General features: G+C 62.3%; 15 protein-coding genes. 7 read left to right on the plus strand and 8 right to left on the minus strand.

Features of this window, described 5'->3' with window-relative positions:
- Together RID11_RS06870 and RID11_RS06875 are read left to right on the plus strand one after the other, a co-directional pair.
- Window positions 1-1,164, plus strand: coding sequence for an RsmB/NOP family class I SAM-dependent RNA methyltransferase (locus tag RID11_RS06870; RefSeq protein ID WP_350136885.1), 1,164 nt, complete (start codon window positions 1-3; stop codon window positions 1,162-1,164).
- A gap of 213 nt (window positions 1,165-1,377) precedes the next feature.
- Window positions 1,378-3,564, plus strand: coding sequence for an ATP-binding protein (locus RID11_RS06875; protein WP_350137753.1), 2,187 nt, complete (start codon window positions 1,378-1,380; stop codon window positions 3,562-3,564).
- Between the two features lie 20 nt (window positions 3,565-3,584).
- On the opposite strand, the gene RID11_RS06880 is transcribed toward RID11_RS06875, so the two are convergent.
- On the minus strand, window positions 3,585-4,232 hold the full coding sequence (locus RID11_RS06880; protein WP_350136888.1) for a gamma-glutamyl kinase: 648 nt from the start codon (window positions 4,230-4,232) through the stop codon (window positions 3,585-3,587).
- 194 nt (window positions 4,233-4,426) lie between these two features.
- On the opposite strand from RID11_RS06880, the gene recA reads away from it, so the two are divergent.
- The 5 genes from recA to RID11_RS06905 all read left to right on the plus strand — a co-directional run bounded on the left by recA (window position 4,427) and on the right by RID11_RS06905 (window position 9,497).
- Window positions 4,427-5,506 (plus strand): recombinase RecA, encoded by a 1,080-nt coding sequence (gene recA, locus RID11_RS06885; RefSeq protein ID WP_350136889.1) that lies wholly within the window; start codon window positions 4,427-4,429, stop codon window positions 5,504-5,506.
- 129 nt (window positions 5,507-5,635) lie between these two features.
- On the plus strand, window positions 5,636-8,299 hold the full coding sequence (gene alaS / locus RID11_RS06890) for an alanine--tRNA ligase (protein WP_350136891.1): 2,664 nt from the start codon (window positions 5,636-5,638) through the stop codon (window positions 8,297-8,299).
- A 9-nt stretch (window positions 8,300-8,308) separates the two neighbouring features.
- Window positions 8,309-8,593: a DUF1330 domain-containing protein gene (locus RID11_RS06895; RefSeq protein ID WP_350136894.1), complete on the plus strand. Its 285-nt coding sequence runs from the start codon at window positions 8,309-8,311 to the stop codon at window positions 8,591-8,593.
- 19 nt (window positions 8,594-8,612) lie between these two features.
- Window positions 8,613-8,900, plus strand: a complete 288-nt coding sequence (locus RID11_RS06900) for a DUF1330 domain-containing protein (RefSeq protein ID WP_350136896.1) — start codon at window positions 8,613-8,615, stop codon at window positions 8,898-8,900.
- Between the two features lie 147 nt (window positions 8,901-9,047).
- On the plus strand, window positions 9,048-9,497 hold the full coding sequence (locus tag RID11_RS06905) for a histidine phosphatase family protein (RefSeq protein ID WP_350136898.1): 450 nt from the start codon (window positions 9,048-9,050) through the stop codon (window positions 9,495-9,497).
- A gap of 4 nt (window positions 9,498-9,501) precedes the next feature.
- On the opposite strand, the gene RID11_RS06910 is transcribed toward RID11_RS06905, so the two are convergent.
- From RID11_RS06910 to pdxR, 7 genes are all read right to left on the minus strand, one after another.
- Window positions 9,502-10,374, minus strand: a complete 873-nt coding sequence (locus tag RID11_RS06910) for a dimethyl sulfoxide reductase anchor subunit family protein (protein ID WP_350136900.1) — start codon at window positions 10,372-10,374, stop codon at window positions 9,502-9,504.
- A complete protein-coding gene (locus RID11_RS06915) occupies window positions 10,374-11,156 on the minus strand; it encodes a 4Fe-4S dicluster domain-containing protein (protein WP_350136902.1) in 783 nt (260 codons plus the stop codon). Before RID11_RS06915 ends, RID11_RS06910 begins: the two co-directional genes overlap by 1 nt.
- Entirely contained in the window at window positions 11,153-11,302 is a 150-nt protein-coding gene (locus RID11_RS06920) for a hypothetical protein (RefSeq protein WP_350136904.1), read from the minus strand. Before RID11_RS06920 ends, RID11_RS06915 begins: the two co-directional genes overlap by 4 nt.
- Entirely contained in the window at window positions 11,299-14,121 is a 2,823-nt protein-coding gene (locus RID11_RS06925) for a molybdopterin oxidoreductase family protein (protein WP_350136906.1), read from the minus strand. The genes RID11_RS06920 and RID11_RS06925 overlap by 4 nt, the downstream gene beginning before the upstream one ends.
- A 132-nt stretch (window positions 14,122-14,253) precedes the next feature.
- The gene (locus tag RID11_RS06930) at window positions 14,254-15,423 is read right to left on the minus strand and encodes an acetate/propionate family kinase (RefSeq protein ID WP_350136908.1); all 1,170 of its coding nucleotides are present in this window, start codon (window positions 15,421-15,423) and stop codon (window positions 14,254-14,256) included.
- 4 nt (window positions 15,424-15,427) lie between these two features.
- Complete coding sequence (xsc, locus tag RID11_RS06935) at window positions 15,428-17,203, minus strand: sulfoacetaldehyde acetyltransferase (protein ID WP_350136911.1); 1,776 nt, start codon at window positions 17,201-17,203, stop codon at window positions 15,428-15,430.
- 250 nt (window positions 17,204-17,453) lie between these two features.
- The gene (pdxR, locus tag RID11_RS06940; RefSeq protein WP_350136914.1) at window positions 17,454-18,920 is read right to left on the minus strand and encodes a MocR-like pyridoxine biosynthesis transcription factor PdxR; all 1,467 of its coding nucleotides are present in this window, start codon (window positions 18,918-18,920) and stop codon (window positions 17,454-17,456) included.
- Window positions 18,921-19,017 lie beyond the last annotated feature (97 nt).

Here is a 19,017-nt window from a genome sequence, read left to right on the forward strand (position 1 = left end):
ATGACTCCCGGAGCACGTGTGGCGGCAGCAATCTACGTTCTCGACGCAGTGCGCGCGGGCGAGGCTGCCGAGAAGGCCCTTACCGGTTGGGCGCGCGGCGCGCGCTATGCGGGCTCCAAGGACCGGGGGGCGGTGCGCGATCATGTGTTTAACGTGTTGCGCCGCTGGCGCTCCTGCGCAGCGCTTGGTGGTGGACAAGACGGGCGCCGGCTGATGATCGGCGCGTTGCGGCATGAGGGCGTTGACCTTGAGACGCTATTTAGCGGCGAGGGTCATGCGCCGTCCATCCTGACAGAGGTGGAATTGTCAGCGGGCGAGGTGCCAAGTGGGCTCGACGCGCTTGACGTGCCCGATTGGCTCTGGCCGCATTTCGAGACCTCGCTGGGCGCATCTGCCGAGGGGGCCGCAGAGGTGCTGCGCCACCGCGCGCCGGTGATGCTGCGGGTCAATTCACGGCGCGGGACCGTGGCGGATGCACAGGCGCAGCTGGCGTCCGAGGGGATCGATACGACTACGGCTGATATTGCGAAGACCGCGTTGCAAGTGATTTCAGGTGAAAGAAAAATTGCCGGATCAGTGGCCTATGCCGACGGTCTGGTGGAGCTTCAGGATGGCAGCAGTCAGGCTGCGATGGAGGCGCTTGAGGTCACAAAAGGTGCGCGTGTACTGGACTATTGCGCAGGCGGTGGTGGCAAGGTGCTTGCCCTTGCGGCCCGCGCCGAGGCCACATGGTATGCTCATGACATCGCGCCACAACGCATGAACGACCTGCCCGCGCGTGCGAAACGGGCCGGGGTCGATGTGACCCGTCTGGAGACCGGGGCGATCGCCCGTACCGCGCCGTTTGATCTGGTGCTGTGCGATGCCCCCTGTTCCGGCAGCGGCACCTGGCGGCGCAGCCCCGACGCCAAATGGCGCCTGACCCAGGAGCGGCTGGACGCCCTGACCGAGACCCAATACGGGATCTTGGCCGAAGCCGCACCGCTCGTGGCATCCGGTGGCTGTCTGGCTTACGCGACCTGCTCGGTCTTCAAGGTCGAGAATGAAGCAGTGGTCGCGCGATTCTTGCAGGAACATCCGTCATGGCGGCTTGCCCAGCAGAGGACCTGGCCGATCTCGGAGGCGGGCGATGGCTTCTGTCTTGCACAGTTGGTTCACGGATAGGTTAAAAGCAACAACCTTGACGGGTATTTGGCTGTCGTTAAAGTTCAATTAAGGTCTTTGGGCCACGCTTCGGCGGAATTGGATCAGACGAAAGGCGTTTCCGTGGCATTCTTGTCCACTCCCGGCAGACCGTTGAGCACGGCTGTTCTCAGGGTCGGTCCGCGCAGCGGGGCTATCGTGGTGGCGGGTCTGCTGTTCGCCATCGTTGCCGTGATGCTCGACGATCCACGCGCGCGCCTGATGGTGGCTTTCTCGGCGGGGATACTTCTGTTTGCTGCGGCCTGGCTGGTGATTTTTCGGCGCAACATCGCAGCGCGCGACAAAGAGACTGCGGCGCAGGCCGGGGAGTTGATGCAGGATGACCCGCTGCCGATGATCCTTGCCGCCGCAGATGGGCACATCCTTTATGCCAATCCCGCAGCGCGAAAGGCCTTTGTGACGCCCGCGGTCAAGACACTGGCCGCAGCCTTGAGAGAAACGCTGGCCAATCCCGGACCGGTGCTTTTTCGGATGGAAAGCCGGGCCGGAGTGAAAGGTGCTGCGACTGAACATATCGTGACGCGGGCGGGCCATGTGCATTTGACCGTGCATCGCGCCGGTGAGGGGCAGTTTCTCTGGCGGATAGAGCCATCGAGCACGCGACCCAATCGTGATACCGACAGTCATGCCTTACCCATGCTGATTGTCGGGCGCAATGATGCGGTGCTCTACATGAACCCTGCCGCGCGCCAACTTGTGGGGGCACGTGTGCGGTCCCTCGACCGGATTTGCCCGGGGCACAGGTTTCAGTCGGGCGAGGTGCATAGCCTGCAAACCCCTGACGGTTCTGTCGACTGCCTGCTGGTCGAGAGACAGGGCATCGCCGGGCGGCGTGAGATCTATCTTTTGCCCGGGCTTTCCGGATTGGAGCGCCCGGTGGACGGATGGGCCTTTTTCGACGAATTGCCCGTGCCCTTGCTCAAGCTGCGGCGCGATGGCGCTATCGCGTTGTTGAACCTCCCGGCCAGGACGCTGCTCGGGGTGGAGGGCCGCGCGGATATTCGATTGGGCGATGTGCTTGAAGGGCTTGGGCGCTCGATCTCCGACTGGCTCGACGATGCCGCCGCCGGGCGTGGTACCGTGCACTCGGAATTCCTGCGCGTGCGCCGCGATGACAGGGAGGTTTTCGTTCAGGTCACACTCAATCGTGCGACCGAGGATGGCGAGGTGGTGCTGATCGCGGTCATGAGCGATGCGACCGAATTGAAATCGCTGGAAGCGCAATTTGTTCAGAGCCAGAAAATGCAGGCGATCGGGCAGCTTGCCGGTGGTGTTGCGCATGATTTCAACAACCTTCTCACTGCGATCACCGGACATTGCGATTTGCTGCTGTTGCGGCACGATCGGAATGCACCCGACCATGCCGATCTCATGCAGATCAATCAGAATGCAAATCGCGCGGCGGCATTGGTCAGCCAGCTTCTGGCCTATTCGCGCAAGCAGACGTTGCTGCCGCAGGTTATCGATCTGCGCGACAGCTTGTCGGACCTCACGCATCTGCTTAATCGTCTGGTCGGAGAAAAGGTGTCTCTGACCTTGAGCCACGATCCCACATTGCACGCGATTCGCGCCGACAAGCGACAGCTTGAGCAGGTCCTGATGAACCTTGTCGTGAACGCGCGCGATGCAATGTCCAAGGGTGGCGAGATCCGCATCGTCACCGAGAACCTGACGCTCACGGAACCGATGCGCCGGGACCGGGCCGTGGTTGCGCCAGGGCGATATGTCTCTGTGAAGGTTATCGATGAAGGCGAGGGGATCACGCCGGATAAACTGCAGAAGGTGTTCGAGCCATTTTTCACCACCAAGCGCACGGGCGAAGGGACCGGGCTTGGCCTGTCCACGGCCTATGGCATCATCAAGCAGACCGGAGGTTTCATCTTTGCCGACAGCGTGTCCGGTGAGGGCGCGACGTTTCAGTTGCTGTTTCCGGCTTATGCCCGATCGCCAGACCTTGATGCGCCGTCTGATGTAGAGCCGGACGGGCGCGAGCATGTGAGTGGTGTCATTCTGCTTGTCGAGGACGAGGCACCGGTACGGGCATTTGCCAGCCGAGCCCTGCAGATGCGCGGCCTGACCGTGCTCGAGGCCGAATCCGGCGAGGACGCGCTCGAAATTCTGGAGGATCGGGATCTTGATGTGGACGTGTTCGTGACCGATGTCGTCATGCCGGGCATTGATGGGCCGACCTGGGTGATGCGGGGTCTTGAAAACCGTCCAGCGATAAAGGTGGTGTTCATGTCCGGACACGCCGAAGAGACGTTTGGAGATGTCCATGACAAGATTCCGAATTCGATCTTTCTTCCCAAACCATTCTCACTGAACGCGTTGACGGAAACCGTCTTGCGCCAAATCGGTTAAGGACCACGAGAAAAGTGGTGTCATCCTTTGGTGTCCGGTTTAGGGCGAGGGGGCTGTGGCGTGTACTGACCGCCCCCGGTGATCCCCTGCCATAGGGTAAAGTCCGCCGCATGTTTGCGGCGCAAACGGGCCTCTGTTCCGGAGGACAGTCCCAGCGGCATTGAAGGGGACTGATTCTGCCAAGAGGTCTCTATACGGGTGGCGAGGCGTTCTTCCAGAAAGGTCCGGAACCCGATCTGATCCTCATACCGGAAAAGATGCGTGACCCGGGTGCCATTGCGTTGCGGTTCGAGAAACTTGGCTTGTGAGCCCACCTGCGCGAAGCTTGGCGAATCGCCGTTGCAATAAGCGGTGACGAAATCATCGAAACTGATGCCACGCGTGCTTTTGGCCTGGCCGTCGATGGATGCACGTTGGCGATAGCGATACCAACTGCCAAGCCAACTGACGGGTTCCCGCATGACGGCCACGATCTCTGTGTCCTCGCCAATGAACCGCTCGACCATCTGTCTGAAAAACCGGTTATAGCGAAACACCGGCGCATGCTTGAGTTCGGGCGGCGCGTTCACGACAATCGAGGCATGTGGGGCAAGCGCGCCCTCTAGAGCCGTCGTCCCGGTTTTAGGGACCGACAACAGAACCAGGCGCTGCTTTGAAAACACGAGCATATTTCGCCTCTTTTCCGGACTCGTCCCGGTTGTTCACGAGCATAAACCACTTGTTAATGCTTAATGGGAAAACTGTCACCATAAACAAACTTCTTGAAATGTTCTTGTTTTACCCTCATACGGGTTAGGAACAAGTCGAGAACAAACGCAATCATTGCCGCCCTTGGCCGGGTGTGGAATAAGGAAGCGAATGAATGGCAACGGCAGATCTTCTCTCCATGGATAACAAGCGCAACGCGGACAAGCAAAAGGCGCTCGACAGCGCCCTGGCTCAGATCGAACGGCAATTCGGGAAGGGCTCGATCATGAAGATGGGCGGCGACAATCCGATCGCCGACATCGAGGCGACCTCGACCGGGTCGATCGGGCTCGATATCGCGCTTGGCATCGGTGGCATTCCAAAGGGGCGCGTGGTCGAGGTTTACGGGCCCGAAAGCTCGGGCAAGACCACGCTGACCCTGCATTGCGTGGCCGAGGAACAAAAAAAGGGCGGCGTGTGTGCCTTTGTCGACGCGGAACACGCGCTTGACCCGATCTATGCGCGCAAGCTCGGCGTCGATCTTGATGAATTGCTCATCTCGCAGCCTGATACCGGCGAGCAGGCGCTCGAGATTGTCGATACGTTGGTGCGCTCAGGCGCGGTGAGCCTCGTGGTGGTTGATTCGGTGGCCGCTCTTACGCCCAAATCCGAGTTGGAGGGCGAGATGGGTGACAGCAGCGTTGGTGTGCATGCCCGCCTGATGAGCCAGGCGATGCGCAAGCTCACCGGCTCGATCAGCCGGACCAAATGCACGGTGATCTTCATCAACCAGATTCGCATGAAGATCGGCGTGATGTTCGGCAGCCCCGAGACCACGACGGGCGGCAATGCACTCAAGTTCTATAGCTCCGTGCGGCTTGATATCCGCCGGATCGGGGCGATCAAGGATCGCGACGAAGTGGTCGGCAATTCGACCCGCGTCAAGGTCGTCAAGAACAAGGTGGCACCGCCCTTCAAGCAGGTGGAATTCGATATCATGTACGGCGAGGGCATTTCCAAGACAGGCGAATTGCTCGATATGGGGGTCAAGGCGGGCGTCGTCGAGAAATCCGGCAGTTGGTTCAGTTACGGGGATGAGCGTATCGGACAGGGCCGGGAAAATGCCAAGACCTACCTCAAGGAGCATGCGCATATCGCGCTCGCCATCGAGGATAAGATCAGGGCCGCCCACGGGCTCGACTTTGACATGCCCGATGCGCCCGATGATGATGGCGATGACATCATGGAAGGGTGATCACAGCGATCCCATGCAAAAGGCCCGGGATGTCATTCCCGGGCCTTTTTTCTTGCGGTGGACATGCGGCGATGGCCCGGCTAAATCTGCGCAGATGCTGGCCACCCTATGCCCCGGAAAGAGATGCCCATGCCCACGCTGAATGAAATCCGTTCGACTTTTCTCAACTTTTTCGAACGAAATGACCATCGGGTCGTCGACAGCTCTCCGCTGGTGCCGCGCAACGATCCGACGCTCATGTTCACCAATTCCGGCATGGTGCAGTTCAAGAACTGCTTTACCGGGGTCGAGCACCGCGACTACACCCGCGCTGCGACCAGCCAGAAATGCGTGCGCGCCGGGGGAAAGCACAACGATCTCGACAATGTGGGTTATACCGCGCGCCACCATACGTTCTTTGAAATGCTGGGGAATTTCAGCTTTGGCGATTACTTCAAGGATCAGGCGATCCCTTATGCCTGGGATCTGCTGACCAAGGATTTCGGGATCGACAAATCCAAGCTTTTGGTGACGGTCTACCATACCGATGACGAAGCAGCGAATATCTGGAAGAAATACGCAGGCCTGAGCGATGACCGGATCATTCGCATCGCGACCGATGATAATTTCTGGTCGATGGGGCCAACCGGCCCCTGCGGTCCTTGCACCGAGATCTTCTACGATCACGGTCCCGACATCTGGGGTGGCCCTCCGGGCAGCGCCGAGGAGGATGGCGACCGCTTCATCGAAATCTGGAACCTCGTCTTCATGCAGAACGAGCGTTTCGCCGACGGCACGCAGCGCGATCTCGACATGCAGTCGATCGATACCGGCATGGGGCTGGAGCGGATCGGTGCGCTGTTGCAGGGCAAGCATGACAATTACGACACCGATCTGATGCGCCATCTGATTGAGGCGAGCGCCCATGCCACGAGCGCCGATCCCGACGGGCCGGGCAAGGTGCATCACCGGGTGATCGCCGACCATCTGCGTTCGACCTCGTTTCTGATCGCCGACGGCGTTATGCCCTCGAACGAGGGGCGCGGGTATGTCTTGCGTCGCATCATGCGCCGAGCGATGCGGCACGCGCATATTCTGGGGGCGAAGGACCCGGTCATGCACCGGCTGGTGCCGACGCTGGTGGCGCAGATGGGGCAGGCCTTTCCCGAATTGGGCCGCGCACAGGCGTTGATCGAGGAAACGCTACGGATCGAGGAGACCCGGTTCAAGCAGACGCTCGACCGTGGCTTGCGGCTGCTTGACGATGAACTGGCACAGCTGCCCGAGGGCGCAGCGCTGCCGGGTGAGGCGGCGTTCAAGCTCTACGACACGTTCGGCTTCCCGCTCGACCTGACGCAGGACGCGTTGCGCGAAAAAGGTCATACGGTCGACACTGATGGGTTCGATGCGGCCATGGCCGAGCAAAAGGCCAAGGCGCGCGCTGCTTGGACGGGTTCGGGCGAGGCGGCAGATCAGGCGATCTGGTTTGACATCGCCGAGGACAAGGGCACGACCGATTTCCTGGGCTATGACACCGAAACCGCCGAAGGCGAGATCGCCGCCATTGTCTCCGAGGGCGCTGTCAGCGATGCGGCGCGTAAGGGCGAGGCCTGCCAGATCGTGCTCAACCAGACTCCGTTCTATGCTGAATCGGGTGGTCAGGTGGGCGATTCCGGCACATTGGAAACCGAGAGCGGTCACGCGCGGATCACCGATACCAAGAAGGTTGCCGGTGTTTTCATTCATTTCGCTGAGGTTGAAAGCGGCGAGATCAAAAGCGGGCAGGCGGCGAAACTGGCGGTCGATCACGCCCGCCGTAGCGCCATTCGTGCAAACCACTCGGCCACGCATCTGTTGCACGAGGCGCTGCGCCGCGCGCTCGGGCCGCACGTTGCGCAGCGCGGCTCGCTCAATGCCTCGGACAGGCTGCGGTTTGACTTCAGCCATGCCAAGGCGCTCAGCCCCGAGGAAATGACCCAGGTCGAGGCCGAGGTGAACGCCTATATCCGGCAGAACGCGCCGGTTGAGACGCGGATCATGGTGCCTGACGACGCGCGCGATCTGGGGGCACAGGCTCTCTTTGGCGAGAAATATGGCGACGAGGTGCGGGTGGTTTCCATGGGAACGCTCGACGGGTCCGGCAAGGGCAGTGACGGGCGCACCTATTCGATCGAGCTGTGCGGCGGCACGCATGTGCGCCAGACCGGCGATATCGGTGTCTTCGTGACGCTTGGAGACAGTGCGTCGAGTGCCGGCGTGCGCCGGATCGAGGCGCTGTCCGGGGCCGCGGCCTTCGACTATCTCAGCGGACAGAGCGCGCGGTTGGCGCAGGTGGCGGGCGATCTGAAGACCCGTTCGGAGGAAGTGCCGGAGCGGGTAAAGTCGCTGATGGAGGAGCGCCGCGCCTTGGCCAACGAGGTGGCGCAGCTGCGTCGTGATCTGGCCATGGTGGGCGGGTCGGGGCAGGGCGAGGCCGTCGCCGCGCGAGATGTGGGCGGGGTCGCCTTTCTTGCGCAGGTGCTTTCGGGTGTGCAGGGCCGCGACCTGCCGCCATTGATCGACGAGCACAAGGCCCGGATGGGCAGCGGTGCGATCTTGCTTATTGCTGATACCGGCGGCAAAGTGGCGGTTGCGGCGGGTGTCACAGATGACCTGACGGCGCAGCTTTCGGCGGTCGATCTGGTTCGGGCGGCGGTGGCGGAATTGGGCGGAAAGGGCGGCGGTGGCCGACCCGACATGGCCCAGGGCGGCGGCAGCGATATCGGTGGGGCCGAGGCTGCGATCAAAGCGGCAGAGGGGGTTCTTGCCTCCTGAGGAGGATGAATGCGCGCCTATATCATCGGACGGATCACGGTCAACGACCCGCAGGACTATCAGGCCTATGCCGATCAGACCGTGGCCCTCGCCGAGAGGTTTGGGGGGCGGTTTCTGGTCAAGGGCGGAGAGCAGACCGCCCTAGAGGGCAACAGCCCGGAGCGTCACGTGATCATCGAATTTCCCGATCGGCAGGCCGCACTCGACTGGTATCACTCCGACGACTATCGCCGCATCCTGCCGCTTGCTCTGTCGTCGAGCAGCCGGGACATCGTCATCGTAGACGGTATCTGAACAGACAGGAGACCACCTCATGCCCGCCCTCTGGATCGCCCATGTGACCGTCACCAATGACGAGGCTTATGGCCGCTACGCCGCGCTTGCCGGGCCTGCCATCGCCAAGCATGGCGGCACATTCATCGCGCGCGGCGGGCGGTACGTGCAGATTGAGGGCAAGGAGCGTACGCGCAACGTGGTTGCCCGCTTTCCCAGTCTTGAGGCGGCGGAGACCTGTTATCACAGTCCCGAGTACCAGGAGGCGCTCGACCATGCGCGCGGCGCGTCGGAGCGGGAATTGGTAATCGTGGAAATCACGGACTAGGCTGGTCGCCGCAAACCGTGGCCCTAATTTCTATTGCGAAGGGGGTGTGGGATGCGGTTTTTACTTTGTATCTGGCTTGCTGCGAGCGCAACTTGCGTCACGGCGCAGGGGCTTGACGCGCTGAAACAGCCGGGGGTCGTTGCGCTCATGAGGCACGCGCTTGCGCCCGGAACGGGAGATCCGGCAGGGTTCGCGGTCGACGATTGCAGCACCCAGCGCAATCTGGATGTCCGCGGTCGAGAGCAGGCCCGGCGTACTGGCGATGCGCTGCGTGGTGCTGGTGTCACGTTTGATCTTGTCTGGACTAGCCAATGGTGCCGGGCACGTGACACCGCTTTATTGATGGAGATGGGAGATGTGAAGGAAAAGCCACCGCTCAATTCCTTCTTCGCCGGGCGTGGCGACCGGGCAGGCCAGACAGCGGCAGCGCTTGATCTGATCGCGGAGTTGCCTGCGGATGAGCGGCTCCTGATCGTGACGCATCAGGTTAATATCACGGCGTTGACCGGGCGTGGCGTTGGCTCGGGTGAGATTATCGTCACCCGACGCACGGGTGACGGGCTTGAGATGGTTGATCGTTTTCTCGTCGCTCCATAAGCGTCTAGCGCTTGCCGTAATACAGCCCGACGACGTGCTCGGCCTCGGCGAAGAACAGCCAGCGCGAAGCAGCTATGCCTGAGATATGGCCGAGAACCGCGACGAGCGCCAGCATATGCGAGAACGGCAGCAGCAGGAACGCCACGGGCAGCACATAGCCAAGCCCGAAGGCAATGACGCGCAGTTTCATCGCGTGTTTGCGCCCGACCTGATGCACCATTTCCCGCAACAGGTAGTTGGTGCCGGTATGCGGCGGCTCGAACGCGCGCACGCTGCCGATATTGCCGAGACCGGTCGCGGTCGCCATGTCGGTGCCTGAGGTGGCGAAGGCCCCGTCGCCGCGCACCCACCACAGGATTTGCAGCACACCGGCGATGGGAATAAGGATCAGCGCGGCGCTGATTTCCCCGGCCAGCAGCGCACCCCCTGCCAGCGAAATGGCAATCAGCAAGGCCGGGGTCAGAGGGGTGTTCCAGCGCGGCACGGTTTTCATCTGCGTGTAGATCATCGAGGTGGTGAACACCGTACCGAGCGACAGCAGGGCACCGACCCAGCCGAGAGCCGCCAGCCGGGTGTCGAAGAACACCAGCCCCGCGCCATAGGCGGCCATGACCAGAAGGGCGGCGACAGCGCAGACGCCTTCGCGCGACAACCAGCTAGAGCGCCATTGGCTGAACGCCTTCCACGCGCGTTCAGGATGCCCGAGGTGAAAGGTCGAGGCCAGGAGACCGCCCACGGCGAGCGCATAGGCGATGGCGAAGAAGGCGAAGGCAACCCAGCCGGTGGCGGCAGGCAGGCCAAGCCCCAGCCAGATCAGCAGGCCAAACCCAAGCCCCGAGAGGGTGGTGAAGACGATGACAGACGGGGCGGGATGCATCAGATCTTCTCCAATGTGCGGTCGAGCCAGCCTAGGAAGCCCTTTGGCTCTTCCATCACCGGCTCCAGAAACGGGGCGAGCACGTCGATGTCGCCCGTCGGTTTGGGTTGGTCCAGCGTATCCTTGGGGCGGGGCGGCAGGTATTGGTTGACGGGTTTCGTGCCCTGTTCCGGCATGAGATCCATGCCGTCGCGCTCTGCCACTAGCTGGCTGACGTCGCTGTCGGGATCGCCGAGATCGCCGAAATGCCGTGCGTTCGACGGGCAGGTGCGCACGCAGGCCGGCACGCGGTCCTCCTCGGGCAGGTTCTCGTTATAGATGCGGTCGACGCAGAGGGTGCATTTTTTCATCACCCCCTCGGCCTGATCCATTTCGCGCGCGCCGTAGGGGCAGGCCCATGCGCAGAGCCCGCAGCCGATGCAGTCGCTCTCGTTGACCAGAACGATGCCGTCCTCGACCCGCTTGTAGCTGGCCCCCGTCGGACAGACGGTGACGCAGGGCGCATCCTCGCAATGCAGGCAGGATTTGGGAAAATGCACCAGCTGTGCTGCGGGATGCGGCATGGCGGAGGTCGCCAGCGGCTGCACCTCGTAGCTGTGCACGCGGTTGAGAAAGGTGCCGGATGGGTCGGCGCCGTAGGGGTCCTGATCGGAGAGCGGCGCGCCGTAATTCTCGGTGTTCCAGCCCTTGCAGGACACCACGCAGGCGTGACAGCCGACGCAGGTATCAAGGTCAATCACGAGGCCGAGTTTGCGGGTTGTGGTTTCGGGAAGCGTGGTCATGCGGGGCGCTCCTCAAGTATGTGGGGGCGGATGCTCACCGGCTCTTCGCGGGTCTTGTCCCAAGTGACGATGAACCAGATGAACGAGCCAACACCGAAGGCGACAAAGGCCAGAATGGCGAGCAATGTCAGAGTCTTGCCGCTCATTTCCCGACCTTCCATTCCAGGTGGTCGGGGCCTTTCCCGACCGGTGATTTGATCGGCGCGAAGGCGGGTTGCGCCTCTGCCGGGGCGGTGGATTTCTCGATCTTCACCCGCAGATCGAACCACGCCGCCTGCCCGGTGATCGGATCGGAGTTGGACCATCTGAGACCGTCGCCCTTGGGCGGTAATAGCTCGTGAATGAGGTGGTTGAGCAGGAAACCGCGCGTCGCCTCGGGCGCGTCCTCGGAGAGCGCCCAGGCCCCCTTACGCTTGCCGATGGCGTTCCAGGTCCAGACGGTGTTCTCATTGAGCGCGGCCATGTGGGCGACCGGCACGGTGATCTCGCCATGCGCCGAGGTGACGCGCGCCCAATCGCCGTCACTAAAGCCGTGTTTCTCCCACAGCTTGGTCGGCAGGTAGAGCGGGTTCTGCCCGTGGATTTGCCGCAGCCAGGCGTTTTGCGTGCCCCAGCTATGGTACATCGCCATCGGGCGCTGCGTCAGGGCATGGACCGGGAATTCCTCGGTATCGACGCTGTCGTCCTCGAAGGGCGGATACCAGATCGGCAGCGGGTCCATCATGGATTTGATCCGCTCGCGCAGGTGATCGGGCGGTTGACGCTCGCCATGGCCTTCGGCGGCAAGCTGGAACTTGCGCATCGGCTCGGCGTAGAGGTCGAAGATATAGGGCTGCGGTTTGTCGAAAATGCCCATGCCGACGGCCCAGTCCTGATAAGCCATGTTCCACGGCTTGTAGTAATTGGCACCCTCGGGGATGTGGCTGACGAAAAAGCCGCCGTTTTCGATATAGCGGTCGATCTGCGCCGGGTTGGGCGCGCCGCGCCCCACATCCTCGCCATTGCCGCGAAAGCCCGCCAGCGGGCCGATGCCCGGCTTGCGCTCGTGATTGACCATGTAATCGGCATAATCGGTGTAGCGCGGCGTGCCGTCCTCGGCGGTAAAGCCGGGCAACTTCAGCTTGTTGGCCTGTTGCACCAGCACCGTCTGAAAGCCGCGCACGTCCCGGTCGGGCTCGATCACCGGCCAGCGGATCGCGTCCGCCGCTGCGTCCGCCTCGCAAATTGGGCGGTCGAGCAGCGAGATGCAGTCGTGCCGCTCCAGATAGGTGGTGTCGGGCAGGATCAGATCGGCATAGGCGACCATTTCGGAACTGTAGGCATCCGAATAGATGATGCGCGGAATGACATAGTCGCCATTCTCATCGGTGTCCGTCAGCATCTCCATCACGCCGCGCGTATTCATCGAGGAATTCCACGACATGTTGGCCATGTACATGAAGAGCGTGTCGATCTTGTACGGGTCGCCCGCATGGGCGTTGGAGATCACCATATGCATAAGCCCATGCGCCGACATCGGGTTTTCCCAGGTGAACGCCTTGTCGATGCGGGCCGGGCTGCCGTCCTCTTTGAGCGCGAGGTCTTCGGGGCCACGCACAAAGCCCAGATGCGGGCCGTCAAGCGGCTGGCCGGGCGCGCTCTTGCAATGTGGCGTGGGGTGGGCGCTCACCGGTTTGGGGTAAGGCGGCTTGAACCGAAAGCCGCCGGGCACCTCGACCGTGCCGAGCAAGATTTGCAGCACATGCAGCGCGCGGGCCGTCTGGAAGCCATTGGAATGGGCCGATATTCCGCGCATGGCGTGAAAGCTGACCGGGCGGCCGGTCATCGTCTTGTGCGTCTCGCCGCGGAAATCGGTCCATTCGTGATCGAGGGTGAACGCCTCGTCAAAGGTCACGCGGGCGATCTCGGCGGCGATGCGGCGGATCTTGTCTGGCGTGATGCCGCAGCGCTCGGCCACCGCCTCGGGGGCGTATTGCGGGTCAAGATACCGCTCGGCCATCAGGTGCATGACCGGGCGATGCGTGATGCCATCCACCTCATGCGTGGCGCTCAGGTCGGGGCGCACGCCGGGGGTGTCGAAGGCCATCAGCTTGCCGGTCTTGCGGTCTATGACTGTCGGTTTTCCGTCGGTATCGCGTAGGAAAAGCCCATGCTCGGGCGAGTTCGGATCGGCATTCACCAGAACCGGCGCGTTGGTGTAGCGGGCGAGATAATCGAGGTCGATCTTGCCTGCTCGCATCAATTCGTGGATCAGCGACAGGATGAAAAGCCCGTCGGTGCCAGGCGTGATGCCCACCCAATCGTCGGCCACGGCGTTATAGCCCGAGCGGATCGGATTCACCCCGATCACCCGCGCGCCCCGCGCCTTGATCTTGCCGATGCCCATCTTGATCGGGTTGCTGTCATGGTCCTCGGCCACGCCGAACAGCATGAAGAGCTTGGTATGGTCCCAATCCGGCTGTCCGAACTCCCAGAACGCGCCGCCCATCGTGTAGATGCCGCCCGCGGCCATGTTGACCGAGCAAAAGCCGCCATGCGCTGCAAAATTCGGCGTGCCGAAATTCTGCGCCCAGTAACCGGTGAAGCTCTGGCTTTGATCCCGCCCGGTGAAAAAGGCGAGCTTTGACGGGTCGGTCTTGCGAATCGGCTCCAGCCAGTCGCAGGCGATTTGCAGCGCCTCGTCCCAGCTGATCTCCTCGAACTCGCCCGAGCCACGGGGGCCGACGCGCTTCAACGGCGCACGCAGCCGCGAGGGGGCGTTGACCTGCATGATCCCCGCCGACCCCTTGGCGCAGAGCACGCCCTTGTTCACCGGGTGGTCGCGGTTGCCCTCGATATACGCGACCTTGCCGCCCTTCATGTGCACGTTGATGCCGCAGCGGCAGGCGCACATGTAACAGGTGGTCTTGCGCACCTCGTCTGAGACGTGGGGCGAAGTGTCGATGCGTGGCTGATGATGCGTCATGGCTGGGCCTTGTCCTTGGTCGGCGTCACGTTAGGGCAGACGAAGTCTGGCCGCGACCGTTTTCTGAGATCTTTGCATTTCCTGAACATCCGTCTTGGAAATCCCGAAGACAGAGGTTCAATGTTCCGGTTTTCATGGTGGCGTTGCATTCAGGAGATGAAGCGCATCGGCGGCGATCATGCGTTCCTCCTGCGCGGGTACGATCCAGCCGGTGATGGCGGAGGTGTCGGCGTGCAGGCGTGTGTCGCCGCGCGTGTTCGCCGCCTCATTCAGCTGCGCGCCGAGCCATGCCAGCCCCTGAAAGATGCGGGCGCGGATGGGGGCCGCGTTCTCTCCGATACCGCCGGTGAAGGCCACGGAATCGAGCCCCTCCATCGCCACGATCAGCGACCCCGCATGGCGGAGGGCCCAGTAGCAGAAATGGTCAGTGGCAAAGCGCGCCTCTGCCGTGTCCGCCTCCATCAGCGCGCGCATGTCCGACAGCCCGCCCGAGAGGCCACGTAGCCCGCTTTCCTTGTTCAGCAAGTGGTGCGTGGCCGCGATCCCGTCTTCCTCGGCGAGGCGCAGCACGGCGTTGCCGTCGATCTCGCCGGTGCGGGTGCCCATGGTCAGCCCGCCAAGCGGCGAATAGCCCATGGTGGTGGCCAGTGATTGCCCGTCGCGGATGGCACAGATGGAGGCCCCGTTGCCGAGGTGAAAGGCGAGCAGGCGCTTGGGCAGCGTCGTGCCGGTGAGGCTCGGCATATGCCGTACCAGCGAGGCGTAGGAGGTGCCGTGAAATCCGTAGCGCCGGATGCCGCGCGCCTCGATCCCGGCGGGCACGGCATAGCGCGCAGCCACCTCGGGGTTTGTCGCATGAAAGGCGGTGTCGAATGTGGCGGTCTGCGGCAGATCGGGGGCAAGGCGCGCCAGCGTCTTTATGGCGGCAAGGTTATGCGGGTTGTGCAGCGGCGCGAGCGCCGAACAGCGGTCAATCGCCGCGATCACCTCGGGCGTGACGCGCGCCGGTTCGGTCAGTTCGGTGCCGCCATGCACAACGCGATGCGCGGCGGCGCGAAAGCGGCTGAAAGGCAGACCGTTCGCCTCCAGCCCCGAGAGCACCGCCTGCAGCGCGCTCTCGTGATCCGGGAAATCCTGCGCGGACTTCTTTACGGTGCCCAGTTTCAACTGTCCCGTGCCGCCGATACCCTCGGCGATCCCGGTCAGTTTCTCGGTCAGATCGCCGTCGGAAACCGCGAGTTTGATCGATGAGGATCCGGCGTTCAGGACCAGTATGAGATCGCTATCCGCCGGATCACTCATAGTCTCAGACCTGCTGCTCGCGCATATCGGCCGCGTTGATGCCTGCAACGGCGACGGGCTTTTTCATCGCGTCGCGGCGGAACGGATCGCCGAGTTCCTGATTGAGCAGCACCTCGATCAGCGTCGTGGTGTTGTTCTCCATCTGATCCTTGATCGCCTGATTGAGCGCGTCGGTGAGCGCATCCATCGTCTTGACCTGCACGCCCTTGAGACCACAGGCCTGCGCGATGCCAGCATAGGACACCTTGGTATCCAGTTCCGTGCCAACGAAATTGTCGTCGAACCACAGCGTCGAGTTGCGCTTTTCTGCGCCCCACTGGTAGTTGCGGAAGACGATCTGCGTGACCGGCGGCCACTCGTCGCGGCCAATGGCGGTCAGCTCGTTGACGGCGATGCCAAAGGCACCATCGCCCGCAAAGCCCACGACGGGCACGTCCGGCTGGCCGATCTTGGCGCCGATGATCGACGGCAGGCCATAGCCACAGGGGCCGAAGAGGCCCGGCGCGAGGTATTTGCGCCCCTCCTCAAAACTGGGATAGGCGTTGCCGATGGCGCAGTTGTTGCCGATATCCGACGAAATGATCGCCTCTTTCGGCAGCGCGGCCTGAATGGCACGCCACGCCATGCGCGGGCTCATCCAGTCGGGCTTGTCGGCGCGGGCGCGCTCATTCCAGTTGGTGCCGGGGTCGTCCTCTTCGTGATCCATCGAGGAGAGCTGCTGCGCCCAGGTGGATTTCGTCTGTGCGATCAGCGCCTTGCGCTCGTCGCGACCGGCATCACCCGCGCTGTCGGCGAGGGTGCCGAGGATTGAGGTCGCAACCTTTTTCGCGTCGCCCACGATGCCCACGGTGACCTTCTTGGTCAGGCCGATACGGTCGGGGTTGATATCGACCTGAATGATCTTGGCCTCCTTGGGCCAGTAGTCGATGCCATAGCCCGGCAGGGTCGAGAACGGGTTGAGGCGCGTGCCGAGGCAGAGCACGACATCGGCCTTTGCGATCAGTTCCATGCCCGCCTTGGAGCCGTTATAGCCAAGCGGACCGGCAAAAAGCGGGTGCGAACCGGGGAAGGCGTCATTGTGCTGATAGCCCACGCAGACCGGCGCATCGAGACGTTCGGCCAGTTGCCGCGACGCGTCGATGCCACCCGCCAGAACCACGCCCGCGCCGTTGAGAATGACCGGAAACTTGGCCTCGCTCAGCAGCTTGGCCGCTTCGGCAATCGCCGTCTCGCCGCCCGAGGGACGCTCGAATTCGACGATGGCGGGCAGATCGACATCAATCACCTGCGTCCAGAAATCGCGGGGGATGTTGATCTGCGCAGGCGCCGAGGCGCGCTTGGCCTGAAGGATCACGCGGTTGAGCGTTTCGGCGATGCGGGTGGGGTCGCGCACCTCTTCCTGATAGGCGACCATGTCCTCGAAGAGCTTCATCTGCTCGACCTCCTGAAAGCCGCCCTGACCGATGGTCTTGTTGGCGGCCTGCGGGGTGACGAGCAGGAGCGGCGTGTGGTTCCAGTAGGCGGTTTTCACGGCAGTCACGAAATTGGTGATGCCGGGGCCGTTTTGCGCGATCATCATCGACATCTTGCCGGTCACGCGGGTGTAGCCATCGGCCATCATGCCCGCAGAGCCCTCATGCGCGCAGTCCCAGAAGGTGATTCCCGCCTTCGGGAAAATATCCGAAATCGGCATCATCGCCGACCCGATGATCCCGAATGCGTGTTGGATTCCATGCATTTGCAGAGTTTTTACAAAGGCTTCTTCGGTGGTCATTTTCATGGGTTTCATCCTTCGGGTCGGGCGCAATCCGGCGCCGGGCGTGAATATCTGCACGGACCCTAGCCGCGCGGGCGGGGCAGTTCTAGGGCCAGTTGATTATGTCAGATAGTGCCAAGTAGGCAAATTAATGAGAACAGCGGTATCAATAACATAAGATTTCATTGTGTGGACGCGTGAGGTAAATCTGCCTAATTGGCCGCTAAGGATCTGATATAAAGACAAGAGTGCCTCCCTCTGTTAGCTCCGTGGCTTACCCGGAAAAATCCGCCAATTCGCGTGCCAGTAACGCGATGCCGGGGGCGATACGCTCCGATGGGATAGAGGAATAGGCGAGGCGGTAGAAATTGCGCGGGCGGCGGTCACCGTGAAAGAACGGGGCACCCGGTTCCACCAGAACGCCACGCTTGCGCAGGCGCGCGTCAAGTTGGCCCATATCGACATGGGCGGGGGCCTCCATCCATATGGACGATCCGCCAAAGACCCCGCGCCCGGCGACGTCGAGCCCGTGTTCGGAAAGCGCCTCCTCCATCACTTTGCGGCGGCGGCCAAAGACCTGGCCCATCCTCCGCACGAGGCTGTCGTAATGCCCCAGTGACAGGAAATAGGCCGCCGTGCGCTGGATATGGCCCGGCGGGTGCCGCAGCACCGAGGCGCGCAGGGCCCGACATTCGCGGATAAACGCTTTGGAGCCAACAAGATAGCCAAGGCGCAGGCCCGGAAAGATCGACTTGGAAAAGCTGCCGACATAGATCACACGTCCCTCGGTATCCAGCGATTTGAGGGCTGGCAGGGGCGCGCGGAGAAAGGAGACCTCGAACTCGTAATCATCCTCGACGATCAGCGCACCCATATCGGCGGCCTTGGCCAAGAGCGCCTCGCGCCGGGCGCGGGGCATGGTGGCGTTGGTCGGGGCCTGATGGCTGGGGGTGGTAAAGATTACATCGGCCTGATCCGGCAGCGCCTCGGGCGGCAGGCCGTCGCGGTCCACGTTCACTGGCAGAAGATGACAGCGCGATTGAGTGAGAATGTCGCGTAGCGCGTGGTAGCAGGGGTTCTCGATCACCGCCCTGCGGCGCTGTGTCAGCAGCACCTGTGCGGTCAGCCAGAGCGCGTTCTGCGCGCCCATTGTGACAAGAATTTCAGAAGGTTGCGCAAGGATACCGCGACGCGGCAAAGTGTGGCGGGCAATGAATTCGATCAGTTCGGGATCGTCCTGATCGTAGTAATCGGCGGTCAGCGCCTGAAAATCCTTTTGCCCGAGCGCGCGCAGCGCGCAATGCCGCCAGTTGGTGTGATCGAAGAGCGCCGGATCGGTCTGGCCATAGATGAACGGATAGGGGTAGCGCGCCCAGTCCTGCGGCTTCTCGGGCGTGTCGCCGCCGGTGAAGCGACGCCCCAAAGCGCGCGTCCAGTCGATCGTGTCGGCACGTGGTGTGGAAGTGGTAAAGGCCGGTGGTTCGGGTGCGTTTTCAGACACATAATAGCCGGAGCGGTCGCGGGCCTCGAGATAATCATTGGCCTGCAATTCGGTCAGCGCCAGGGTCACGGTGATCCGGCTCACCCCGAGATGGGCGGCGAGTTTGCGCGATGAGGGCAGCTTTTCGCCCTTGCGGAAACGGCCCGACAGAATGCCCTGCGCGATCATCTGCTGGATCTGCGCCTGCAATGTGCCCTCCGCCTCGGGGGCGAGAAAGAATGTTTCAACCGGAATCGCCATGAGAACCAGAGTAGTTTGGACTTATGACTTGCGCAATCTGGTCCGAACGTGAACGGACAGCCATTGTGATCTTGGCGCTCTATTCACGGAATTCACC

This window comes from Roseovarius sp., assembly GCF_040219995.1.
GTDB lineage: Bacteria > Pseudomonadota > Alphaproteobacteria > Rhodobacterales > Rhodobacteraceae > Roseovarius.